Source organism: Mesorhizobium sp. M7D.F.Ca.US.005.01.1.1 (assembly GCF_003952545.1).
GTDB classification, from domain to species: Bacteria; Pseudomonadota; Alphaproteobacteria; order Rhizobiales; family Rhizobiaceae; genus Mesorhizobium; species Mesorhizobium loti.
In genome coordinates this window covers 5,812,028-5,833,427 of record NZ_CP034453.1, presented here as the reverse complement: position 1 = coordinate 5,833,427, position 21,400 = coordinate 5,812,028, and the positions used below count along the sequence as shown (strand labels likewise).

The 21,400-nt window shown below is 63.0% G+C and carries 25 protein-coding genes; 16 read left to right on the top strand and 9 right to left on the bottom strand.

Annotated features, from left to right (window positions below; all coding sequences use genetic code 11):
• Nucleotides 1-313: 313 nt before the first annotated feature.
• Entirely contained in the window at nt 314-2,365 is a 2,052-nt protein-coding gene (locus EJ076_RS28445) for an elongation factor G (RefSeq protein WP_126070113.1), read from the bottom strand.
• A gap of 193 nt (nt 2,366-2,558) precedes the next feature.
• Complete coding sequence (locus tag EJ076_RS28440) at nt 2,559-4,088, bottom strand: GGDEF and EAL domain-containing protein (RefSeq protein ID WP_126070112.1); 1,530 nt, start codon at nt 4,086-4,088, stop codon at nt 2,559-2,561.
• 282 nt (nt 4,089-4,370) lie between these two features.
• Here EJ076_RS28440 and EJ076_RS28435 point away from each other — a divergent pair, with 282 nt between their 5' ends.
• Nucleotides 4,371-4,766, top strand: a complete 396-nt coding sequence (locus EJ076_RS28435; protein ID WP_109659925.1) for a cupin domain-containing protein — start codon at nt 4,371-4,373, stop codon at nt 4,764-4,766.
• 69 nt (nt 4,767-4,835) lie between these two features.
• Here the strand turns inward: EJ076_RS28435 and EJ076_RS28430 are convergent, their stop codons facing one another.
• Nucleotides 4,836-6,038, bottom strand: coding sequence for a pyridoxal phosphate-dependent aminotransferase (locus EJ076_RS28430; protein WP_126070111.1), 1,203 nt, complete (start codon nt 6,036-6,038; stop codon nt 4,836-4,838).
• Between the two features lie 195 nt (nt 6,039-6,233).
• Between EJ076_RS28430 and EJ076_RS28425 the strand changes: the two genes are divergently transcribed.
• The 3 genes from EJ076_RS28425 to EJ076_RS28415 all read left to right on the top strand — a co-directional run bounded on the left by EJ076_RS28425 (nt 6,234) and on the right by EJ076_RS28415 (nt 8,726).
• A complete protein-coding gene (locus EJ076_RS28425; protein WP_126070110.1) occupies nt 6,234-7,130 on the top strand; it encodes an EAL domain-containing protein in 897 nt (298 codons plus the stop codon).
• On the top strand, nt 7,127-7,975 hold the full coding sequence (locus tag EJ076_RS28420; RefSeq protein ID WP_126070109.1) for an EAL domain-containing protein: 849 nt from the start codon (nt 7,127-7,129) through the stop codon (nt 7,973-7,975). Before EJ076_RS28425 ends, EJ076_RS28420 begins: the two co-directional genes overlap by 4 nt.
• A 142-nt stretch (nt 7,976-8,117) precedes the next feature.
• Nucleotides 8,118-8,726 carry a glutathione S-transferase family protein gene (locus tag EJ076_RS28415; RefSeq protein WP_126070108.1) on the top strand — a complete coding sequence of 203 codons (609 nt, stop codon included), beginning with the start codon at nt 8,118-8,120 and terminating at the stop codon, nt 8,724-8,726.
• A 123-nt stretch (nt 8,727-8,849) separates the two neighbouring features.
• On the opposite strand, the gene EJ076_RS28410 is transcribed toward EJ076_RS28415, so the two are convergent.
• Entirely contained in the window at nt 8,850-9,050 is a 201-nt protein-coding gene (locus EJ076_RS28410; protein WP_126070107.1) for a hypothetical protein, read from the bottom strand.
• Nucleotides 9,051-9,297: 247 nt separating this feature from the next.
• Nucleotides 9,298-9,510, bottom strand: a complete 213-nt coding sequence (locus EJ076_RS28405; RefSeq protein WP_010910991.1) for a cold-shock protein — start codon at nt 9,508-9,510, stop codon at nt 9,298-9,300.
• Nucleotides 9,511-9,787: 277 nt separating this feature from the next.
• Between EJ076_RS28405 and EJ076_RS28400 the strand changes: the two genes are divergently transcribed.
• A complete protein-coding gene (locus EJ076_RS28400; RefSeq protein WP_126070106.1) occupies nt 9,788-10,117 on the top strand; it encodes a hypothetical protein in 330 nt (109 codons plus the stop codon).
• Between the two features lie 27 nt (nt 10,118-10,144).
• Here the strand turns inward: EJ076_RS28400 and EJ076_RS28395 are convergent, their stop codons facing one another.
• Nucleotides 10,145-11,035: a LysR family transcriptional regulator gene (locus EJ076_RS28395; RefSeq protein ID WP_126070105.1), complete on the bottom strand. Its 891-nt coding sequence runs from the start codon at nt 11,033-11,035 to the stop codon at nt 10,145-10,147.
• 161 nt (nt 11,036-11,196) lie between these two features.
• Between EJ076_RS28395 and EJ076_RS28390 the strand changes: the two genes are divergently transcribed.
• The 3 genes from EJ076_RS28390 (at nt 11,197) to EJ076_RS28380 (ending at nt 12,999) form a co-directional block, all read left to right on the top strand.
• On the top strand, nt 11,197-12,099 hold the full coding sequence (locus EJ076_RS28390) for an MBL fold metallo-hydrolase (RefSeq protein ID WP_164548756.1): 903 nt from the start codon (nt 11,197-11,199) through the stop codon (nt 12,097-12,099).
• 122 nt (nt 12,100-12,221) lie between these two features.
• Nucleotides 12,222-12,488, top strand: a complete 267-nt coding sequence (locus EJ076_RS28385) for a nuclear transport factor 2 family protein (protein WP_245462903.1) — start codon at nt 12,222-12,224, stop codon at nt 12,486-12,488.
• Nucleotides 12,489-12,606: 118 nt separating this feature from the next.
• Nucleotides 12,607-12,999: a nuclear transport factor 2 family protein gene (locus tag EJ076_RS28380; protein WP_245462902.1), complete on the top strand. Its 393-nt coding sequence runs from the start codon at nt 12,607-12,609 to the stop codon at nt 12,997-12,999.
• A 31-nt stretch (nt 13,000-13,030) separates the two neighbouring features.
• Here the strand turns inward: EJ076_RS28380 and EJ076_RS28375 are convergent, their stop codons facing one another.
• Nucleotides 13,031-13,600, bottom strand: coding sequence for a methylated-DNA--[protein]-cysteine S-methyltransferase (locus tag EJ076_RS28375; protein WP_109659942.1), 570 nt, complete (start codon nt 13,598-13,600; stop codon nt 13,031-13,033).
• A 181-nt stretch (nt 13,601-13,781) separates the two neighbouring features.
• On the opposite strand from EJ076_RS28375, the gene EJ076_RS28370 reads away from it, so the two are divergent.
• The 5 genes from EJ076_RS28370 to EJ076_RS28350 all read left to right on the top strand — a co-directional run bounded on the left by EJ076_RS28370 (nt 13,782) and on the right by EJ076_RS28350 (nt 18,601).
• Nucleotides 13,782-14,684, top strand: coding sequence for a lytic transglycosylase domain-containing protein (locus tag EJ076_RS28370; protein WP_126070103.1), 903 nt, complete (start codon nt 13,782-13,784; stop codon nt 14,682-14,684).
• Between the two features lie 5 nt (nt 14,685-14,689).
• Nucleotides 14,690-15,178 carry a GNAT family N-acetyltransferase gene (locus EJ076_RS28365; RefSeq protein WP_109659946.1) on the top strand — a complete coding sequence of 163 codons (489 nt, stop codon included), beginning with the start codon at nt 14,690-14,692 and terminating at the stop codon, nt 15,176-15,178.
• A 307-nt stretch (nt 15,179-15,485) separates the two neighbouring features.
• Nucleotides 15,486-16,754, top strand: coding sequence for an ABC transporter substrate-binding protein (locus EJ076_RS28360; RefSeq protein ID WP_126070102.1), 1,269 nt, complete (start codon nt 15,486-15,488; stop codon nt 16,752-16,754).
• 52 nt (nt 16,755-16,806) lie between these two features.
• On the top strand, nt 16,807-17,775 hold the full coding sequence (locus tag EJ076_RS28355; protein ID WP_126070101.1) for a sugar ABC transporter permease: 969 nt from the start codon (nt 16,807-16,809) through the stop codon (nt 17,773-17,775).
• Between the two features lies 1 nt (nt 17,776).
• On the top strand, nt 17,777-18,601 hold the full coding sequence (locus EJ076_RS28350; RefSeq protein ID WP_109659952.1) for a carbohydrate ABC transporter permease: 825 nt from the start codon (nt 17,777-17,779) through the stop codon (nt 18,599-18,601).
• A gap of 19 nt (nt 18,602-18,620) precedes the next feature.
• Here the strand turns inward: EJ076_RS28350 and EJ076_RS28345 are convergent, their stop codons facing one another.
• Nucleotides 18,621-18,806, bottom strand: a complete 186-nt coding sequence (locus EJ076_RS28345) for a hypothetical protein (RefSeq protein WP_126070100.1) — start codon at nt 18,804-18,806, stop codon at nt 18,621-18,623.
• A gap of 144 nt (nt 18,807-18,950) precedes the next feature.
• Nucleotides 18,951-19,286, bottom strand: a complete 336-nt coding sequence (locus EJ076_RS28340) for a hypothetical protein (RefSeq protein ID WP_109659956.1) — start codon at nt 19,284-19,286, stop codon at nt 18,951-18,953.
• 183 nt (nt 19,287-19,469) lie between these two features.
• On the opposite strand from EJ076_RS28340, the gene EJ076_RS28335 reads away from it, so the two are divergent.
• The 3 genes from EJ076_RS28335 to EJ076_RS28325 all read left to right on the top strand — a co-directional run bounded on the left by EJ076_RS28335 (nt 19,470) and on the right by EJ076_RS28325 (nt 21,396).
• Nucleotides 19,470-19,892, top strand: coding sequence for a lysozyme inhibitor LprI family protein (locus tag EJ076_RS28335; RefSeq protein WP_126070099.1), 423 nt, complete (start codon nt 19,470-19,472; stop codon nt 19,890-19,892).
• A gap of 139 nt (nt 19,893-20,031) precedes the next feature.
• Nucleotides 20,032-20,775, top strand: a complete 744-nt coding sequence (locus tag EJ076_RS28330; RefSeq protein ID WP_164548755.1) for a DUF899 family protein — start codon at nt 20,032-20,034, stop codon at nt 20,773-20,775.
• A gap of 72 nt (nt 20,776-20,847) precedes the next feature.
• On the top strand, nt 20,848-21,396 hold the full coding sequence (locus tag EJ076_RS28325; protein ID WP_126070097.1) for a DUF4142 domain-containing protein: 549 nt from the start codon (nt 20,848-20,850) through the stop codon (nt 21,394-21,396).
• Nucleotides 21,397-21,400 lie beyond the last annotated feature (4 nt).

Genomic DNA, 21,400 nt, shown 5'->3' with positions numbered 1-21,400 from the left:
ACAATTGCCACGTAACAGTGACATGTAACCTCTGGTAACATATCCCGGACGGCCGCGACCTGCTATGTACAGCATAGGACGCGGTGTGGTTCGAACGGGAGATGGGGGCATCACTCGTACGGCCCGGGCTCAGGCGGCTACCGCGTCCGAACCGTTTCTTCCGCCGAGTTCGGCGGCATCAAATGCGGCGGACCTGCCGTTTTACCTCCCAAGGAAACGGTCCGCGAACAAAACGACGTCCGGTCCCCGCCGGGCGTCGTTTTCTTTTTGCCCCTCGAACCGAGGTTCGAGGGGTGTGTGATGGTGCTACGGGTCAGGCAGCCTTGCCGTCGGTGTTCATCGCCTCGTCGGCCAGACGGCCGGTGAGTTCGGCCATGTGGTCGAAGACGGCACGGTAGCTGGCGACGCCCGCGGTCGCCGAGCGCAACTCGATGATCAGGTCGCCGATCTCGGCTTGCGGCATGGTTGCCTCGACAACATCCCATCCCGGCCAGTCAGGCCGCGCGTCATAGCCGAGGATCTGGCCGCGCCGCTGCGGGATGAGTGCGATGATCTTCGAGGTGGCGTCGGACGGTGTGACGATCTCGACCTTCATCACCGGTTCCAGAAGCACAGGCGAGCACGCGGCCATGCCTTCCTTCATGGCCAGCCTGGCCGCCATTTGGAAGGCCATGTCGGAGGAATCGACCGCGTGGTAGGAGCCATCCGACAGGTTGACGGCGACATCGACGACGGGAAAGCCGAGCGGCCCGGACTTCAGATAATCGCGCACGCCGGTTTCGACCGACTGGATGTAGGTCTTCGGCACGACGCCGCCGGTGATGGTGTCGGTGAACTGGAAGCCGGAGCCGCGCGGCAGCGGCTTGATCTCGATCACCACGTCGCCGAACTGGCCATGGCCGCCGGACTGTTTCTTGTGACGGCCGCGCTGCTGCGCCGGTTTGCGGATCGTCTCGCGATAGGGCACCGCCGGTGCATGGCCTTCGACCGGTATCTGGTTCTTGCCCTCCAGCCGTTCGCGCACGACACGCAGATGCATCTCGCCATGGCCCGACAGCACGGTTTCGGCCGAGTCCTGGTTGTGACGCAGGCTGAGCGACGGGTCTTCCTCGGCCAGCCGCTGTATGGCGGCCGACATCTTCACTTCGTCCTTGCGCTCCTTGGGGCGCAGTGCGAAGGCGAAGACCGGTTGCGGCGGCTCGAACTGGAACAGCTGTTTGGCGCCGCCCTTGGCCGAGCTCAGCGTCTGGCCGGTCTTGACCTCATCCAGCTTGCCCAGCGCCACCGTGTCACCGGCCTTGGCGATGGTCAGCTTGGACTGGTCCTTGCCGAGCATCCGGTAGATGCCGGAGACCTTGGCCGTGTCGCCGCCGGGCAGCCAGAGTTCGGAACCGTCGACGACCTGACCGGACAGGACGCGCGACACCGACAGCTTGCCGCCATGCGGCGTGTGGATGGTCTTCATCACCTGGACCAAGGTCGCGGCGCCGTCGGGTGCGCCGAGCCGCTTGCGGGTCGCCTCGATGTCCGGCGCGTCGTGGCGGATCGCCTTCAGGAGGCGCAGCACGCCGTTGCCCTTCTCGGCGGTGCCGATCAGCACTGGCGTTACCGCGCCGTCGCGCAGATCGGCGGCAAGGTCGTCGAAGATCGCGTCCTTGGGTGGCTCGATCTCCTCGAGCAGCTGTTCCATCAGCTGGTCGTCATGGTCGGCCAGCGTTTCCAGCATGGAGAAGCGCGCCTCCAGTTCGCGCGCCTTGTCGTCGCCCGGTATCTGAGCCACCTCGCTTTCGGCATACTCGCGATAGATGTAGGCGCGCTCCAGCGCCAGATCGATCGAGCCGATGACGACGCCATCCTTGCGCAACGGAATCTGGCGCAACAGCAGCGGCACCGCGCTGGCCGGCTGCAGCATCTTCAGCGTGTCGCGCACGCCGGCGATTGCCTTGTCGACCTTGTTGAGGAACAGGATGCGCGGCACGCCGAGATCGTCGAGCTTGCGCATGATCAGCTGCAGGGCGGGGATCTTCTTTTCGTCGGCCTCGGCTACGACCACCGCGAGGTCGCAGGCGGCCAGCACCGGCTCGGCCTCGAAGGAAAATTCGATGGAGCCGGGACAGTCGACGAAGGTGATCTGCTCGCCCATGAATTCAGTGGTGGCGATTGTCGCCTCGACGCTCATGGCGTGGGCGCGCGCCTCGGGCGAATGATCCGAAACGGTGTTGCCTGATGAAACGGGATTTTGTCGGGGAATTGAGCCCGTACGGGCCAGTATGGCTTCGAGAAGTGTCGTCTTACCGCTTGCAAAGGGACCGACTATGGCAATGCATTTCGGTCCCGTGCGTCGTCCTCCGGCGCGAGTACCCATAACTGACCTCCACTCAGGCGTTTCCCGTAGGACCGACTGGCATGCATGGTTCAGGCGTGGTCAATCGGTCCTGAGCGGCGGCCGGCCTGTTCGACCGTCGCGGGCGGGGTTCTTTTCAAGTGCCACCTGCCCAAAGCCATCGTCCCACTTGTTTGCCGGCAGGGCAAGAAAAATAGAAATCTTCTCTGTGGCCTCAGGCGCTCAGCGCCAGGGGATCGGCATGGACGGCGCGCAGGGAAGCAACCTTGTCGCGCGGAGCCGGCCTGCCGAAGAAATAGCCCTGGAACCGATTGCAGCCGGCGGCCTTGGCGAGGGCGAACTCCTCTTGCGTCTCGACGCCTTCGGCGACGATAGTGACGTCCTGGATGCGCGCGATCTGCGCCAGCGCCGAAACGAAGATCTGCGCCACCTGGTCATGGGCGAGGCTGCGGATGTAGGAGCGGTCGATCTTGATACTGTCGATGGGCAAGGTCTTCAGATAGTTGAAGCCGCAATGGCCGGTGCCGAAATCGTCGAGCGCGATGTGGAAGCCAAGGCCACGCAACGCTTCGAGGCGTCGCAGGATCTCGGGCGTGGCGGCGGTCGCCACCGTCTCGGTGATCTCGATGACGAATTGCGCGGCGGAACGGCCGGTCTCCTTCAACACGCGGTCGCACATGGTGACGATCTCGTCGCGCTTCAGCTGTTCGCCGGAGACGTTGATCGAGATGCGGCGACCGGGGAAGTGGCCGATGTCGGCGCAAGCCCGCTTGAACACCCATTCGCCGAGCATGTCGATCAGGGTCGAGCGCTCGGCGATCGGAATGAATTCGGCCGGCGAGATCAGGCCGCGAACCGGATGGCGCCAGCGGATCAGCCCTTCGAAACCATAAGCGGATCCGTCCGGGTTGACGATCGGCTGGTAGTGCAGCTCGAGTTCGCCGAGATAGACGGCCGCACGCAGTTCGCGCTCGATCAGGCGGCGGTAGCGCTTGTCGGACAGCATCTCCTCGTCGAATACGGTGACGCGGCCACGGCCCGCCGCCTTGCTTTCATAGAGCGCCAGGTCGGCAACCAGCATCAGTTCCGTCGTGTTGGAGGCATGTGTCGGCGCCAGTGCCACGCCGATAGAAATGGAGAGCGGGATGGTCTTGCCCTCATGCGATTTGCCGGCCCGCATGGTATCGAGCAATTGCCTGACATCCTTGTTGATGGCGGCGAGATCGCCGTGGGGAATGATGACGCCGAACTCGTCGCCGCCGAGCCGTCCGACCAGGCCGCCGGCAAAGATGCGCTCTGATGTCTTGACCAGATAAGCCAAGGCGAGGTCGCCGAACTGATGCCCGAACGTGTCGTTGAGCTGCTTGAAGTGATCGACGTCGATCAGCAGCAAGGTCGCATCGCGCCGGTCGCGCATGCTGCCGAGACTGTCATGAAGCGCTTCGAGGAAATAGCGGCGGGTCATCGCCCCCGTCATCGCGTCCCTGGTCAGGAAATGATGTTTTTCCGCCTCGGCGACGGCTGCTGACCGCAAGCGATGGACGACGCTGCTGCGCATATACATCAGCGCCAGCAGGGCCAGGCCGGTGGCCAGGATCGAGACGGTGAAGGAGGCGCCCGAGGGCAGGTTTTGCGAGATGTCGAAAGCGCCGAGCACCGCAGCGCCGATGCTGATCAAAAGCAACAATTGAATGCCGCGATAGATGCGGCCACTGTGGTCCCTGATCGTCGCCAGTATGCTCATCTCATCACCCCTGCACCCGCCGGCAAGGGCTAGAGGGCAGGCGTTAAAAAGCCCTTGAGGCGGCTACGCCTGGCCGGCGATTTGGCCGCCCGTGCCGGTGATCGAACGTTCATGGTTAAGAAGCCTGCCGCGGATGCCGTCAGGATGGCGGAGAAGGCCGATCGCAGTTGCACGGCGCGGCATATCGGAGGAAGGTGGCGGCTTGCGCCAATGTCATTTGCGCCAACGCCCGGACAGGCGGTGTTCTGCCGCCAGCCGGTCAGAGATCAAGGACCATCAACCATGAAGATCATTGCCTGTGGCAGCGTGCCAACCGTCATAGCGCCCGAAAAATACTTCACCGGCCGGGTGCTGCAGACGCCCATCATCGAAAAAGAGGCGCCGGCGCGGCTACGGGCCACGCTGGTCAGCTTTGAGCCGGGCGCGCGCACCCACTGGCATACGCATCCGCTTGGCCAGACGCTCTATGTCACCGTGGGCGCCGGGCTTGCCCAGACATGGGGCGAGCCGGTTCAGGAGATCAGGGCCGGCGACGTCATATCCTTTGCGCCAGGCGAAAAGCACTGGCATGGCGCGGCGCCGAAATCGGCGATGACGCATATCGCCATGCAGGAGGCGCTCGACGATGTCCATGTCGATTGGCTGGAGCCGGTCAGCGGCGAGCAGTATGGCAAGTGATGTTATCTGGCCAATACGAAAAACCCGGCGTCGAGCCGGGTTTTCATTGATTGCGATGCTATGCGCCGATCAGGTCAACGAGGCGGTAAAGCGCTGGATGCGCGTGCAGGCTTCCTCCAACAGCGTCTCCGAGGTGGCGTAGGAGATGCGGAAGTTGGGGCCAAGGCCGAAAGCCGAGCCGAACACCACCGCGACACCCTCGGCCTCGAGCAGCTCCGAGCAGAAGGTCTCGTCGGTGTCGATCAGCTTGCCGGCCTTGGTCTTCTTGCCGATCAGCTGGGCGCAAGAGGGATAGACATAGAAAGCGCCTTCCGGCGACGGACACGTAATGCCGCGCGCCTGGTTGAGCATCGACACGACAAGGTCGCGCCGGCCCTGGAAGATCGCCTTGTTCCTGGCGATAAAGTCTTGCGGGCCGTTGAGCGCCTCAACCGATGCCCATTGCGCGATGGTGCAGGCGCCCGATGTCTGCTGGCCCTGGATCATGTCCATCGCCTTGATCAGCTGGACGGGACCCGCGGCATAGCCGATGCGCCAGCCGGTCATGGCATAGGCTTTCGAGACGCCGTTCATGGTCAGCGTGCGCTCGTAGAGCTTCGGCTCGACCTCGGCGATGGTCTTGAAGACGAAATCGCCATAGGTCAGGTGCTCGTACATGTCGTCGGTCAGCGTCCAGACATGCGGATGCTTCAACAGCACATCGGCCAGCGCGCGCAGTTCGGCTTCCGTGTAGGCGGCGCCAGACGGGTTCGACGGCGAGTTCATCAGCAGCCATTTGGTCTTCGGCGTGATCGCCTTTTCCAGCACGGAAGCGGTCAGCTTGAAGCCGTTGTCGATCGAGGTGTCGGCAAACACCGAGGTGCCGCCGCAGATCGCCACCATCTCGGGATAGCTGACCCAGTAGGGGCGGGGGATGACGACCTCGTCGCCGGGGTTCAGCGTCGCCATGAAGGCGTTGAACAGGATCTGCTTGCCGCCGGTGCCGACGATGGTCTGCTCGGGCTTGTAGTCGAGATTGTTCTCACGCTTGAATTTCTTCGCGATCGCCTCGCGCAGCGGCACAATGCCCGAAACCGGCGGATACTTGGTCTCGCCACGACGGATCGCCTCGATCGCCGCATTCTTGATGTTGTCGGGCGTGTCGAAATCCGGTTCACCGGCGCCGAGGCCGATAATGTCACGGCCGGCATTTTTCAGCTCGCGCGCTTTCTGCGTCACCGCGATGGTGGCAGAAGGCTTCACGCGGGAAAGGGTGTCCGCAAGAAAGGCCATGACCAGATATCTCCAAACTAGGTCGGCGCGGGCCGGGAGCGGCCGCGGCGCTTCTCATGTCGCATGATTTCGCGCAGTGCAAGCATTGTCGGCTGATCCAGGTCTCAAGGAGCTGTGATCGGCAACAATAAATTCATTAACAGACGGTAGAGGCTTGAGTGGCAGGATCGCAATCCAATTGCGGAGCGAGGAACCGTGTCGCGCAGCGTCGGGCTTGCCCACATCATCCGTCAGGACGACGGCACCTCCACCGGTGTCTGGGGCATCTACACGCTGCAAAGCGCCTTCCAGCCGATCTTCGCCTTCAACGAAGGCAAGCTGTCGGTGGCCGCGTTCGAAGGGCTGATCCGGCCGTTCCGTGACGGCGAGCCGCAATCGCCGATGAATTTCTTCTCGACCTGCCCGGCCGCCGACCGTCTGCACATCGAGGCGCTGACCAGGACGCTGCATCTTCTGAACGCCGGCGCCTGCCTGCCGCAGGAGGCGTCGATCTTCGTCAATTTCGATCCGTCGGTGTTCACCGAACGCACCGTTGCCGACGCCGCCTTGCGCGAAATGCGGCTGGTGCTGCATGAGGCCGGCATCGATCCGCGCCGTGTCGTCTGCGAGGTGACCGAGCAGCGGTCGGCATCGCAGGAAACCCTGCACAACTTTGTCGCGGCGCTGAGAGCCAACGGCTTTCGCATCGCCGTCGACGATTATGGCGCCGACGATTCCGACATCAACCGCATCAAGGAGCTGAAGCCCGATATCGTCAAGTTCGATGCCTTCTGGATCACGCAGCTGATGGAATCCGGTGCCGGCTTCGCGCTGCTGACCACCATGGTGAAAAGCTTCGAGGAGCAAGGCATCCGCACGGTATTCGAGGGCATCGAGGAAGGCTGGCAATTGGAGCTTGCCGAGAAATCGGGAGCGTCGATGGTGCAGGGTTTCGTGCTGGCGCGGCCCGAACTGGCGCCGACCAGTTTTCGCGTCTTCGGCAAGACCAGGCCGGCACCTGTCGTTGCTGCCGTCGGCGACACGCCTGCTCCCGCCCCGGCACCGCATTCGGCGCGGCCGGTGAAGGCGTTCGGCCGCAGGGTGGCGTCATGAGGCCTGAACGGCGGCGCAATGTCGGCGATGCGATCCAGGTCGACGAAGTCGGCATCGAATACGGCATCTATGGCGAGTTCCGGCTGCGCAGCGCCTATCAGCCGATTTTCGCGCCGCGTGGCCGGTTCCTTCATGCTGTCGCGGTCGAAGCTCTGATCGAGCCGCACCGTGCCGGCCGGCCCGGCGCACCGCGGGTTTTCTTCGAAAGCATTGCCGCCTCGGACCGGCTGTTTGTCGAGACCATGTGCCGGGCGCTGCATCTCAGGAATTTTCGCAACATCGGCGTCGACGGGCTCGATCTGTTCTTCAACTACAATCCGCTGATCAACGACCATCCCGGGCGAGCGTTGGCCGAGATCCGGCTGATGACCAGGCATCTCGCCGATTTCGGCCTCGCGCCGGCCATGCTGGTCTGCGAAATCACCGAACAGGCCGCCGATGACGCGCTTCTTGCCCGGTTGGCGCGCGAAATGCGGCGCGACGGCATCCGCATCGCCATCGACGATTTCGGCACCGGGCACTCGACCGAGGAGCGGGTGAGCCTGCTCAGGCCCGATATCGTCAAGATCGACGGCACCTGGTTCGCCGAGTTCTGCCGCCACGCTGCCGCCGAGCGGTTCTTCCGCCCGCTGGTTTCCAGCCTGCATGACCGTGGCGCCAAGGTGCTGGTCGAGGGCATCGAGCAGCCCACCCATCTGCGCGTCGCGCTAGAAGGCGGCGTTGACCTGCTGCAGGGCTTTCTTCTCGCCCGTCCCGCACTTGCCGGCACGGTATTCGAGGAAAAACCGCTGGTCATCGATACGCTGCTAGGCAGGGACAACAAGGTCGTGCCCCTTTTTGGCTAGGGCATGCCGACGATTGGTGCCGTGAGCGCCCTTGGACGTTTTGCATCAGCGGCGCTGATGGTCGTACCAAAACAAATCATTGGTTGAGGACGCCGCCGCTGCGATAGTTGCGCCAGTGGAGACAGCGCTCGGGGGAATAGCCATGATACTGTACAGCATGATCGACAGCGGCAATTGCTACAAGCCGCGCCTGCTGATGGCCAAGCTTGGCCTTGCGTTCACCACTATCGAGGTGAGCTCGCACACCGGCGACACGCGCAAAGCCGATTTTGTCGCCAAGAACCCGAACGCCATGGTGCCGCTGCTCGAACTCGACGACGGCCGGCGGCTGGCCGAATCCAATGCCATCCTGCTCTATCTCGCCGAAGGCACGCGCTTCCTGCCGGTCGACAGATATGAGCGCGGGCTCGCCTACCAATGGCTGTTCTTCGAACAGTACAGCCACGAACCCTACATCGCCGTGCGCAAGGCGCTGCTGACCTTTCCCGAAAGAGCCGGGGATGCAACGCCGGAGCGGCTGGCGGTGACGCTGGAGCGCGGCAACAAGGCGCTCGGCGTGATGAACAAGCGTCTGGAAAACAACGCCTTCTTCGCCGGTGGCGCGCTCAGCGTCGCCGACATCGCGCTCTATGCCTATACGCATACGGCAGAGCAGGGCGGCTTTCAGCTCGACGCCTATCCGGCGGTGGCGGCGTGGCTGAAAAGGGTGGAGGCCGATCCGGGGCATGTGCCGATCGAGTGGGTGGGATAGTTTTGTCCTCACGCCGTCGCCGCTTCGCGGCCGCTCCGGACGGGACGCGCCAACGGGCGCGACGCCCGGTCGGGCTTGCGGCCTTCGGCCGGTGGCGCGAATTTGTATTGGCTGAGATGTGAATCAGAGGGGGCGGGCGCGGCCCGCGCGAACTTCAGCTAACGCCTGCTCTGCAAGCTTATCCAGTCTGCCGGCCCTGGCGTCGGCCTCGATCTGCGCATCCCAGATATCTCCCTGAAACGCCGCGAACCATTTGGCAAACGCCTTCAGTTCTTCAGCGCTTAGGGCTGCGACGGATTTTTGAATCTGTTCGAGTTCGCTCATGAATGGAAAATATCATAATCGCCGTTGCGAAGCGAAATGGCCGAACCCCAGACAGCAAAAAGGCGGGATAAATCCCGCCTTCCCATGCTTGGTAGCCTGATCGGGAGCGTCCGGTCCGGGCTGGCAGCTATCTGCTGATCCAGCTTGTCGGGTCTTTCCGCTCCAGCGCGCTTCTCGCGCGACTGTCAGTACATCCGTGACTTGCCGCGCGCCCCGAGCTCTCGCCCGGCGCGCGCACTTCGCAAAATCAGGCTGCCTTGCTCAGAGATCCAGCGGACGACTTGCCAGTGCGGCGGTCCTGCTCGATCTCGAAGTTGATCTTCTGGCCTTCGACCAGGGTCGACAGTCCAGCACGCTCGACAGCGGAGATGTGGACGAAAACGTCCGCGCCGCCCGCGTCAGGCTGAATGAAGCCGAAGCCCTTGGTGGCGTTGAACCACTTGACCGTTCCAGTTGCCATTTTAGATAGTCCTTCAACATTTGCTTTAGTTTGACCAGACCGAGGTCCAGCCGGTGTGCATCGAGATTTTGGAGATAGACGTCAGCAAACGCGAAGATCGCGAGGCCCGGATCGATCGGCCGAAATATCAATGGAAGGCATATAGGCTGGTTTCGCATAAAAAACAAGACTGCGTGAGAAAGCCGTGATCGCGGCGCTGCCCAACGGCTGCCCCAATCTGCTGAAAACGTTGCGACAGATCACGCTGTCCTCGAGCGGCGGATCAGGGGAGAGGACCATGAAAACCATTCTGCTTGCCGCCTGCCTGACGCTGGTGGCCGCCGAGGCGCAGGCGGTCTCGCGCTACGATCCGACCCGCATGAGTTGCGGCAAGGTTCAGGCGACGATCGCCCGGCAGGGCGCCGTCATACTGCGCTACCAGTCGACACGTGTGCCGGGATTGCCGCTCTATGACCGCTATGTGCAGAGCCAGCAATTCTGCACCATGGGCGAGGTGAGGACGCGCGCCTACGTGCCGAGCGCCGACACCAAGTCCTGCCCGGTCTACAATTGCAAGCGGCCGGACAATGACCGGCATTTCCGCCGGCGGTTCTTCCATAACGATTAAGGGCTTCTCAACCGGCAGCGATTGCTCTCAATCTCGAATGTGTTCCATGAGCATGGACACGAACTGCGTCACTTTTTGTGGGCGAAAGCGCGCCGCCGGATAAACCACGTGAATGCCGCCCGAGGGCAGCTCCCAGTCCGGCAGCATATGGACGAGGCGACCCTGCGACAGATAATCGACGACGAGATAGTCCGGCAAAACCGCCACCCCGCCGCCGGCCAGCGTGGCTTCCAGTACCGCCGGGGTTGAGTTGATGGAGAACGCCTCGCGCATGGTGACGGTGCGAGGCTCAAAATCATCTCGCGTGAAGCTCCAGGTAAACGGCTTGCGCAGCACGGCATTGGCAACGAGCGGCAAAGGAGAAAGATCTTCTGGCTTGTCCACCCTGACCCCGGCGGCGAAATCCCGCGACGCGACCAGAATTTGCCGGAAAGTGCCTATGCGGCGGGCCTGCTGGCTGGAGTCTTCAAGCCAGCCAACCCGGATGGACAGGTCTATCTTGTTGCCGATCAAATCAATTATGGCATCGGAAATGAACAGTTCGACGCCGCAGGCAGGAAATTTCTGGCGAAAGCGGGCGGCGATCGGGGCCAGCACGATCGCGCCATAGTCATTGGATGCGGAAACGCGCAGCACACCAGCCACTTCGGTATTGATCTCGCCGACCTCAGCGACTGCCTCTTCAACATCCCGCAGGATCAGAACGCAGCGTGCGTGCAAAAGGCGGCCTGCTTCGGTCGGCTCGAGCCGCCGCGTCGTACGCACGAGAAGCGCGGTCTTAAGCTCGGTTTCAAGGCGGGCGACCTGTTGGCTGACGACGGCTTTCGTGATGCCAAGTCGCTCGGCTGCCCGGGTAAACGAGCCTGCGTCGATCACGGCGGCAAAATAGGCGAGGCGGTTGAGGTTGATTGGTTCCACGTGACGCCTCAGATTGTAAGCTTATGCCATACAGTGTGTATTATTATAGACAATTTATCAATTAATCCAGTGGAGGTACCTTCCGCGCTGTTCGCTCAACCAGAGACGGACCCGCGGACTGCCATCGCGGCCTGACCTCATTCACGCACCGGAGATATTCCATGTTCACGAGGAGACAGATCATGAAGACCTCATTGGCCCTTGGCGCAACCGCCGTTTTCGCCCCCATCGACAGCAGCCAGGCCGCCAGCGCCAAGCTTGGCTGGAAACATTTCCCGGCAGGTCCAAACGGCTTCTTCCGTGCTCCGGTGCTGCTGTCGGGACCGAGCGAAGCCCTGTTGATCGACGGCGGCTTCACCTATCCGGACGGCAGGGCGCTCGCCGATGCCATCAAGGCAACCGGCAAGAAGCTGACCACCATCTACGTCACTCAGTCCGATCCCGATTACTACTTCAGCCTGAAGCCGGTGCGGGAGGCCTTCCCGGAAGCAAAAGTGATCGCTGCCTCCACCACGCTGGACGCCATCAAGGGCAATGTGGAAAAGAAGCTCGCCGTCTGGGGCCCGCAATTGAAGGAAAATGGTCCGCAGGCGCTGTCCGACATCGTCTTCCCGGAGGCCTTCGACGGCGCAAAGCTGACCGTCGATGGCGAGACTGTCGAGATCGTCAATGCGGAACAAGGACTAGCCAACCGCCGATATCTGTTCGTGCCGTCGCTCAATGCCGTTTTCGGCGGGGTGATGATCTTCTCGGGCGTTCATGTCTGGACCGCCGACACGCAAACCAAGGAAAGCCGCGCCGCTTGGGTCAAGACGCTGGATGCGATCGCTGCCCGCAAGCCCGCCGTCGTGGTGCCTGGCCACATGGCCCTCGATGCCGCGATCGGTCCTTCGGCCGTGGAGTTCACCAGGTCCTATCTGCTCACCTTCGAGGAAGAGCTGGACAAGGCGGCCGACAGCGCCGCGTTGAAGGCAGCCATGGAGGCCCGCTTCCCCGGCCTCGGTATGGGTGTAGCCCTCGATATCGGATCCAAGGTCGCCAAGGGCGAGATGAAGTGGGGCTGAGATGGCGACGAACCTCGATTTGATCCGCAGAACCTACGAGGGAACTTCCGAGGAGAACGGCCGCAATCTGCTGGCCGTTCTTTCCCCCGATATCGAATGGACCGAGGCGGAAGGATTCCCCTATGCCGGCACCTATGTCGGTCGACGCCCTGATGCAGGGTGTCTTCAAGCGGCTTGGCTCGGAATGGACCGGGTATCACGCCGACGTGCACAGCTTCATTGCCGATGGCGAGCGGGTGGCGGCCTTCGGCGTGTATTCCGGTACGTACAAGGCGACAGGAAAATCCATGACGGCTCCCTTCGCTCACCTCTACGAACTGCGGGACGGCAAGATCATCCGTATGCGGCAGTATGTCGATACGGTGCTCGTCGCGCGCGCACTGACCTGACAACCACACAACCCAAGGAGACATCGATGCTGCAACTTAAATCCTTTGCGGCCGCTGCTTTCGCAGTCGTGGCCCTTGCCGCCGTCGCAAATGCGGGAACACCAAGCCCGTCAAGGCAGTGCAGCAACAGGAACTAACCCAGAAAAACAAGGCGCTCGTCCTGAAGGCCTATCAAGCCCTGTTCGGCGATCATGATCTCACCGCGCTGGACCGTTATTGGGCCGAGGCTTACATTCAGCATAACCCGACGATGACGGATGGCCGAGACTCGGTCAAAAAGCTTCTCAAAAGCGTGGGAGTTGCTCATTGGCCGAAACAGACGGTCGATTTCAAGCGGGTGGTCGCCGAAGGCGACCTCGTCATGACCCAGGTCGTTCAGCCTAAAACAGCTGACACGCCCGAAACCGTCATCATGGATATTTTCCGCGTTAAAAACGGTAAGATCGCCGAGCATTGGGACGTGATGCAGCCAGTGCCTGCCAACCCGGCCAACAAGCGCCCGATGTACTGATCCAGGCTTCTAGTCCGGCACCGGCAACCACTCAAAACCCGAAGGAAACCTGCGCCGGTGGCGGCGGGCCGACGCGCACGCCTTCCATGGCCAGCATCTTCTCCTTGGTGACCGAGCCGCCCGGCGCCGAGAAGCCGCCGATCTTGCCGCCGGCGGCAAGGATGCGATGGCAAGGGATGACCAGCGGCACCGGATTGGCGCCAAGCGCCGCCCCGGTCTCACGGGCGAGCCCGGCATGGCCGGCGGTTTTTGCCAGCTCGCCATAGGTGGTGGTTTCGCCGAAGGACAGTTTTCGCGCCGCGTCGTAAATGGCGAGGCGGAAATCGTCGACGCCGTCGAGATCGACCGGCACGCCGGAGAAATCGACGTCCTCGCCCGCCGCATAGGCTTTGATCGCTGCGATCAGCTCGACCACCCATGGCGGCTGCGCCGTGGAGGCGGAAACGCCGCCATGGCGCAGCAGGCGCCGCTCCACCGCTTCGCGGCTGCGTTCGGGCAGGCAGAGCCGGATCAGGCCCTTTTCGCTCCACGCAATGCCCATGAAACCGATCACTGTTTCTAACACTGCGTGGCCGGCCGTGATCGAAGCTGTCGTGTCCATCATGCGTTCCTTTCCGCAAAGTGGCGAAAACCGGGATTTGTCCCAGTACATATCCAGAACAATATGGCATCACCGCCCGCGTCTCGCCACCCGAAAACCACCTGGTAGCCCCGATTGCCGCTCATGAATCGCTGGTGTAAGGGATTTCTTAACAACCCGACAAATCGGACCCGAGCGCGGCTTGCCAGCAAAACTCAACCTTATCGCGATCGGCGTGATGCTGGCCGCCGCCGGCATCAGCGGCTGCACGTCGACCTCGCAGATGAAATCCGCGCCTGCTCTTACCGAAACCGCGACCGTCGCCGGCACTGATGCCGGCTTCACCGTGCCGCTGCCGGAGACCGTTTCGGTGCTACCGGAATCATCCGGTATTGCCCCCGTTCAGACAGCCGAACTGCCGCTCGATCCCACCGCGCAACCGGCGGCAGTGACCGCCGCCTTCGCCGGTTCGACGCCGGCGGCACCAGCCGTGCCCGCCGTGATGACCGCCAATGCCTGGCAGGCGCCGCCGCCGGCAAATGCGAGCGAGCCGGTCAAGGCGGCCGAGAGCTATACGACCGCGGGGCTCGTCATGCCGGCGACCGCCAAGGGCGACCGGATGCCCGGCGTCCAGCAGGTCGCCTATGTCGTGCCGCAGAATCCGGCCGCCCTGGTGCAGGGTCCGGTCGGGCCGACGGAAGAACACGCGACGGGCGTGCGTGGCGATGTCGAGCGGCTGATCGAGAAATATGCCGCACTCTACCAAGTGCCGGTGGACCTGGTGCGCCATGTCGTCAACCGCGAGAGCACCTTCAACCCGAAAGCCTACAACAATGGCCATTGGGGGCTGATGCAGATCAAGCACGCGACGGCGCGCGGCATGGGCTATGACGGACCGGCCAAGGGCCTGTTCGACGCCGAGACCAATCTGAAATATGCGGTCAAATATCTGCGCGGCGCCTGGCTGGTGGCGGGCGGCAATGCCAAGAAGGCCGACTGGCTCTACCAGACCGGCTACTATTTCGACGCCAAGCGCAAGGGCCTGCTCGAGGCAACCGGCCTCGGTGTCGACCGCAAGCGCCGCCGCCTGCAGCCCGACGCCTGAGCGCGATGCCTGAACCGCGCCCGCCGGCTCTGAACGACATCCGGCTGCGCAAGATCCTCGACGAGACGCTGGTTCCGCCGCATTGGCCGGACGGTTTTGTCATGCGTAGCTTCGAGCCCGGTGATGCGCTGCCCCTGCATGCGCTGTTGACCGAGGTGTTCGACGACGGCGCCGATGGTCCGTTCGACGAGTGGTGGCCGCGTATCGCGGACGATCCCGAATTCGACCCGGCACTGTGCTTCCTCGTCATCGACGCCAAGGGCCGGCTGGCGGCGGCGGCGCTGTGCTGGACCCGCGCCTTCGTGAAGGACCTTGCCGTTCATCCCGAGGCGCGTGGCAAGGGTATTGGCGAGGCGCTGATGTGGCACGCCTTCGCCATTTTTCACGAACGCGGTGCCGATCATGTCGACCTCAAGACCAACACGGTCGAGAATCCCGCCGCCGTCCGGCTCTACGAGCGGCTGGGGATGATGCCTGTCGCCTGGGAAGGCTAGGGTGTGCTGACATTCAGGTGATACCGGCCTGCAAGCGACGGTTCCCTGCGCTTCCCCGTTCTACCGCGTCGCGGTAGAACTGAGCTCACGTACTCCAAGTACGCTCCGCTCCGGTTCTCGGAAACTGCCGCTTTCGACTCGGCCTGACCTGAATCTCAACACACCCTAATGCACGTCGCCCCACGCAGGAATGGCGTGATTTGGGAACCCAAAGCGCTGCTTCGCATTCAATGGAAGGTGGGGTCTGACAAGCTGCCGGCGCGTGGGAGGATTTTCCGTCGCCGGCCGCAGAGGGACATCCACCATCATGAAGCTTTTTCATGCATTCCTGGCGCTCGGCGTCGCCACCATGCTGGTTGGCACGCCGGCGCGGGCCGTCGAGCTGTCGATCGTGTCGGGCGATACCGGCGACGGCATCAAGGTGCTGCGCGAGATCCTCGACCGTTACGAGAAAGACAGCGGCAACAAGGTCAGCATCGTCGTCATGCCGACGTCCGGGACCGACCAGTTCGGCCAGTACCGGCTTTGGCTCGCCGCGGGAAACAGCGACATCGACGTCTACCAGACTGATGTCATCTGGGCGCCGCAGCTTGCCAGCCAGCTCGTGGATTTGACCGCAGCGACCAAGGACATCGTAGCTGAGCATTTCCCATCGATCATCCAGTCGCAGACCGTCAATGGCAAGCTCGTCGCCTTGCCGATCTTCACCGATGTGCCGGCGCTCTACTACCGCAAGGATCTCCTCGACAAATATGGCGCCAAGGTGCCAGCCACCTGGAAGGAACTGGCAGACACCGCCAAGCTGGTCATGGACAAGGAGCGTGCGGCCGGCAATCGGGATATCTGGGGCTTCGTCTTCCAGGGCAATGCCTATGAGGGGCTGACCTGCGACGCGCTCGAATGGGTGATGTCGAATGGCGGCGGCCAGATCATCGAGCCGGACGGCTCCATCTCCATCAACAACCCAAAAGCGGCGGCGATGCTCGATATGATCAAGGGCTGGGTCGGGACCATCGCGCCTCCCGGCGTACTCGCCTACCAGGAAGAGGAATCGCGCGGCGTCTGGCAGACCGGCAACGCGGTCTTCATGCGCAACTGGCCCTATGCCTATGCACTCGGCAACGGCGAGGGCTCGCCGATCACGGGCAAGTTCGACGTGGCACCGCTGCCGGCCGGCACCGGCGAAGGCGCCCGAGCGGTCGCGACCCTGGGCGGCTGGAACCTCGCCGTCTCCAAATATTCGAAGCATCCGGATGCCGCGATCGAGCTGGTCAAGTTCATCGCCTCGCCCGCGATGCAGAAATACCGGACGCTGAAGACGTCCAACCTGCCGACTATCCAGGCGCTCTATGACGATGCCGACATCGCCAGGGAACAGCCGATTGTTCCGCGCTGGAAGCGGATCTTTCTCAATGCGGTGCCGCGCCCCTCGGCCGCGACCAGGATCAAATACAACGAGGCGTCGAGCCAGTTCTGGAACGCCGTTCACAACACGCTCTCGGGCGACGGCACTGCCGCCGACAATCTGGCCGACCTCGAAGCGATGCTGACCAAGCTGAAGGGTCGGGGTTGGTGACGCGACGATGCTGGGGCATCCGCCCGGCGGGACCGCAACGAGCGGGTGCGAGATGACAAGAATGGAACCGGTACCCGAAACAGCCCGGGCTGCGCACTCGCCATTGACGGCACAGCGCGTTCGCTCGGCGTGGCTTTTCCTGGCGCCAATGCTTCTGGTGCTCGCCGCGGCGGCCGGCTGGCCGCTTCTGCGCACGGTCTATTTCAGCTTCACCGACGCCTCGCTGGCCGACCTCGACGCGCGCCAATGGGTCGGCTTTGCCAATTACTTCTCGGTGCTGCACATGCCGAGCGGCCGCAACCTCTACGATGGTCTGCTCGTCGACCCGGTCTGGTGGCGTGCCGTCTGGAACACGGTGCGTTTCACTGTGATTTCGGTGACCTGCGAGACCACCCTCGGCATGATCGTTGCCCTGGTTCTCAATGCCGAATTCCCAGGCCGCGGCATCGTCAGGGCGGCGATCCTGATCCCTTGGGCTATCCCGACGATCGTCTCGGCGAAGATGTGGCAATGGATGCTCAACGACCAGTTCGGCATCATCAACGTCGTGCTGCTCAACCTTGGCCTGATCAGCGGCAAGATCGCCTGGACGGCCAACGCCGACACGGCGATGGCGGCGGTCCTCATCGTCGATATCTGGAAGGCGACACCGTTCATGACGCTGCTCATCCTGGCCGCGCTGCAGATGCTGCCGAGGGAGATCATAGAGGTCGCCAGGCTAGACGGCGCCAATCCGTGGCAGATCTTCTGGCGGGTGACCTTGCCGCTCATCCGCCCGGCGGTGATGGTGGCCGTGATCTTCCGCGCGCTCGATGCACTGCGCATCTTCGACCTGATCTATGTGCTGACGCCCAACAATGTGCACACCAAGTCGATGTCGGTGTTCGCCCGCGAGAACCTGTTCGAGTTCGACAAGTTCGCCTATGGCTCCGCCGCCTCGACCTTGCTCTTCCTGATCCTCGCTCTGCTCACCATCGTCACCATCCGGATCGGCCGGATAAGCCTGGACGGAGGCCGCTGATATGTGGATCCTGAAGCGCACGGCCTTTTACCTGCTGGTCGGGGGGATCGTCTTCGTCGCAGTGTTCCCGTTCTACTACGCCATCGTCACCAGCCTGAAATCGGGGACCGATCTGTTTCGGGCCGATCTGTGGCCGACGACGATCAGTCTCGCAAACTACAAGAGCGTGCTGACCGAGGGCAGCTTCGTAAGAAACCTGTTGAACTCGCTCTTCGTCTCCGGCGCGGTCGTCGGGCTGTCGCTGTTGCTCGGCGTCACCGCCGCCTATGCGCTGGCACGTATTCGATTCCGCGGCCGCTCGGCGCTGCTGTTCACGATCCTGTCGGTGTCGATGTTCCCGCAGGTGGCACTGCTGGCCGGGCTGTTCGAACTGGTCCGCATGTTCGGCCTCTACAATTCGCTGTTCGCGCTGATCTTCTCCTACATGATCTTCACCTTGCCGTTCACCGTCTGGGTGCTCACCACCTTCGTCCGCGATCTGCCGGTCGAGGTCGAGGAGGCGGCGATCCTCGACGGCGCGACGCCGTGGATCATCATCACGCGTGTCTTCCTGCCGCTGATGTGGCCGGCGCTGGCGACCACCGGCCTGCTGGCCTTCATCGGCGCGTGGAACGAGTTCCTGTTTGCGCTGACATTCACCTCCAACAACGCACAGCGGACCGTGCCGGTGGCGATCGCGCTGCTCTCCGGCAACTCGCAGTTCGAGATCCCATGGGGCAACATCATGGCGGCATCGGTGATCGTCACGGTGCCGCTGGTGGTGCTGGTCCTGATCTTCCAGCGCAAGATCGTCTCCGGCCTCACCGCCGGCGGGGTTAAAGGGTGAGGAGTGGTCGGCGAAGTTCTCAGATGTCCGGCGCGTTGCAGATCTTCTGCTTGAGATCAATCGCCCAGGCATTGTCGGCCACCACTTGCGGGCAGCGCAGGGACGCCGGCGCTGCGACCCAAGGCGCCGGTCGCTCCATGTCGATTGGCGTCAGCGGGTTTTCCAGCGCATTGTGAACCGCTTCACATAGGCGGCTGCCGGCCAATGCTAACGTTGCGTCACTACACCATTTCAGCCGATCCGGGATCGTCGATTGGCTGGGCACAGGGGGAGGCTGCACCGGCTTGCGTCAGCTCCTCCATGGCGGGTTCCGGGGCGGGTTTCGGAACCCGCCTTCTTGCGCGATCTTCTAGATATCCGGTGCGTTGCCGATCTTCTTCTTCAGCTCCAGCGCCCAGGCGCGGCCCTCGTCGCCGCCCCACAGCAGCCAGGCGATATAGCCGGCCGACGGGTTTTGCTCATTGCCGTAGTTCTTGCCGCGCTTGTCGATCTCGTGGCGGGCGAAATAGCTGACCATACGGCGGATGGTGGAGGGGGCGAGCTTTTCGCGATTCTTCAGTTCGGTGGCGCGGGCGACGCCGATCTCGGTGCCGCCACGGCCGAATTCTTCGCGCAGCCTGAGGCCCTTGGCGGCATTGTCGGCCACCACTTGCGGGCAGCGCAGATCGATCTCGCCGTCGTGCATTTTTGTCCCCCAGGCTGAGCAGGCTTTAACCCGCGGTGAGAATGCGGGAAAGCCGGACGGGTTCCACATCCGAGGAATTCGGAAAGAAACTGTCCACCAAGGCGGCAGGTCGCACCTTGCCTGCACTCATCCGGTTGCTAAGCTTCGCCCGCGTGGGGCTTTGCTAGAACCGGAGGAAACACGATGCGGCTTCTGCTCTCCAGCCTTGCCACCCTGATGCTTGCCGCTCCGCTCTTTGTCGGCGCCGCACGAGCCGCCGACGACTGCGCCAATGCGCAGGACCAGGCGACCATGGACGAATGCGCCGGCAAGGATTTCGATGCGGCCGACAAGAAGCTCAACGAGGCCTACAGGCAGATCGAGGGCCGGCTGAAGGACAATGCTGGGTCGAAGAAACTTCTGGTCGATGCACAGCGCGCCTGGGTCGCCTTCCGCGACGCCGAATGCTCCTTCCAGGGCGGCCCACCCGAAACTGCCGGCAGCGTCCGTCCGATGGTGGTCGCCAATTGCCAGGCGGGGCTCACCAACCTCAGGCTGAAGGATTTTCAGGGCTATCTCCATTGCGAGGAAGGTGTCCTGGACTGTCCGGTGCCGGCGGCGCAGTAGCGTTCTCCGACGCTCGGGAAGGTTTGGCCCGTCATCGCCGCGCGCGTGCAAGAATGTCGGAACCGATCGTCGCCAAACGTCCTTGGGTCGCAGAGCAACCGCGCCGGTACGCCGGCGCCGCGACTTGAAGGAGCCGACCATGATCACCTTTCCCAACGAATCCGCGAGATACCGCACCGCGCGTGAAAAACTGCTGCGCAAGGAAATCGAGCTGCGCCGCGTCATGGAGGAAGTCGCCGAGGCTCGGCGCGCGCTGCCGCCAGGCGGGCTGATCCGCCAGGACTATGAGTTCGACGCGCTGGATGCCGATGGAAGGCCCGCCAGGGTCAAACTGTCGGAGCTGTTCGCGCCCGGCAAGGACTCGCTGATCCTCTATAACATGATGTTTCCGCGCCATCCGCAGGAGACGCGCGACATGGCGACCAGCGGTGGCACGGCGAAGCTTGCGCGACAGGACCAGCCATGCCCGTCCTGCACGGCGCTGCTCGACCAGTTCGACGGCGCGGTCGGCCATCTCGAGGCCGCCGGCTTCAATTTCGCGGTGGTGGGCAAGACCGCGCTCGAAAACCTGGTCACGCTCGGCCGCGACCGTGGCTGGCGCAACATGCGGCTGGTGTCGTCGGCCGCCAACAGCTTCAAGCGCGACTACAATGCCGAGGATGCCGACGGCGCGCAGATCCCGCTGCTGTCGGTGTTCCATCGCGATGACGATGGCATCCGCCATTTCTGGTCGTCGGAGCTCGGCTTCGCACCGTCGGAGCCTAACCAGGATCCGCGCGCCATCGGCACCTGCGAGATCCTGTGGAACCTGATGGATTTCACGCCGGAAGGGCGGCCGAACTGGAACGAGCAGCTGCAGTATGGGGAGGGGTGTTGCCACTGAGGGGCCGGGCGAAGCGCAACCTCACCGCATCTGCCGCGTTGGATCTTCGAGGATCCAACACGGAGAGTATCGATGAGACGCCATCTCACCATTGCCACGCTGGCCCTTCTGGCCGGCGTGCCCGCGGCTTTCGCCCAACAGTCCTTGCCTGCCGACGTGCCACCGGTTTCGGACAACAAGGTCGACACCGACACCTTCTCGAAGACGCTGGTCAGCGCCAACCGCTTCGAGATCGAGAGCAGTAAGCTGGCCGAGGAGAAGGGCGTCGCCGCCGACGTCAGGGAATTCGCCGCGCTGATGGTCAAGGACCACACCAAGGCCGGCCAGGACTTCAAGGCAGCGCTGGAGAGGAGCCAGACCACCGCGTCGGTGACCCCGGAAGGCCCGCCGCTGCTACCGAAGGACCAGGCGATGCTGGACCAGCTCAAGGGGCTGGATGGCGAGGCCTTCCAGGCCAAATACATCATGTTGCAAACCGAGGCGCACAAGCAGGCGGTGGCGCTGTTTTCCACCTATGCGCGGTCGGGCGACGACCCGGCGCTGAAGGAGTTCGCCAAGAAGACGCTGCCGGCGCTGAAGATGCATGAGAAGCGTTTGAGGGATGTGGCGGCGGCGCATTAGGGAC

Bases quoted from the DNA above. Each gene is read 5' to 3' on its own strand.
- EJ076_RS28390 (WP_164548756.1), top strand. From the start codon at position 11,197: ATGTTCACGAGGAGACAGATCATGAAGACCTCATTGGCCCTTGGCGCA.
- EJ076_RS28415 (WP_126070108.1), top strand. From the start codon at position 8,118: ATGATACTGTACAGCATGATCGACAGCGGCAATTGCTACAAGCCGCGC.
- EJ076_RS28420 (WP_126070109.1), top strand. From the start codon at position 7,127: ATGAGGCCTGAACGGCGGCGCAATGTCGGCGATGCGATCCAGGTCGAC.
- EJ076_RS28430 (WP_126070111.1), bottom strand. From the start codon at position 6,038: ATGGCCTTTCTTGCGGACACCCTTTCCCGCGTGAAGCCTTCTGCCACC.
- EJ076_RS28445 (WP_126070113.1), bottom strand. From the start codon at position 2,365: ATGGGTACTCGCGCCGGAGGACGACGCACGGGACCGAAATGCATTGCC.
- EJ076_RS28355 (WP_126070101.1), top strand. From the start codon at position 16,807: ATGACAAGAATGGAACCGGTACCCGAAACAGCCCGGGCTGCGCACTCG.
- EJ076_RS28375 (WP_109659942.1), bottom strand. From the start codon at position 13,600: ATGGACACGACAGCTTCGATCACGGCCGGCCACGCAGTGTTAGAAACA.
- EJ076_RS28405 (WP_010910991.1), bottom strand. From the start codon at position 9,510: ATGGCAACTGGAACGGTCAAGTGGTTCAACGCCACCAAGGGCTTCGGC.
- EJ076_RS28340 (WP_109659956.1), bottom strand. From the start codon at position 19,286: ATGCACGACGGCGAGATCGATCTGCGCTGCCCGCAAGTGGTGGCCGAC.
- EJ076_RS28335 (WP_126070099.1), top strand. From the start codon at position 19,470: ATGCGGCTTCTGCTCTCCAGCCTTGCCACCCTGATGCTTGCCGCTCCG.
- EJ076_RS28360 (WP_126070102.1), top strand. From the start codon at position 15,486: ATGAAGCTTTTTCATGCATTCCTGGCGCTCGGCGTCGCCACCATGCTG.
- EJ076_RS28330 (WP_164548755.1), top strand. From the start codon at position 20,032: ATGATCACCTTTCCCAACGAATCCGCGAGATACCGCACCGCGCGTGAA.
- EJ076_RS28350 (WP_109659952.1), top strand. From the start codon at position 17,777: ATGTGGATCCTGAAGCGCACGGCCTTTTACCTGCTGGTCGGGGGGATC.
- EJ076_RS28435 (WP_109659925.1), top strand. From the start codon at position 4,371: ATGAAGATCATTGCCTGTGGCAGCGTGCCAACCGTCATAGCGCCCGAA.
- EJ076_RS28385 (WP_245462903.1), top strand. From the start codon at position 12,222: ATGCCGGCACCTATGTCGGTCGACGCCCTGATGCAGGGTGTCTTCAAG.
- EJ076_RS28365 (WP_109659946.1), top strand. From the start codon at position 14,690: ATGCCTGAACCGCGCCCGCCGGCTCTGAACGACATCCGGCTGCGCAAG.
- EJ076_RS28440 (WP_126070112.1), bottom strand. From the start codon at position 4,088: ATGAGCATACTGGCGACGATCAGGGACCACAGTGGCCGCATCTATCGC.
- EJ076_RS28325 (WP_126070097.1), top strand. From the start codon at position 20,848: ATGAGACGCCATCTCACCATTGCCACGCTGGCCCTTCTGGCCGGCGTG.
- EJ076_RS28400 (WP_126070106.1), top strand. From the start codon at position 9,788: ATGAAAACCATTCTGCTTGCCGCCTGCCTGACGCTGGTGGCCGCCGAG.
- EJ076_RS28410 (WP_126070107.1), bottom strand. From the start codon at position 9,050: ATGAGCGAACTCGAACAGATTCAAAAATCCGTCGCAGCCCTAAGCGCT.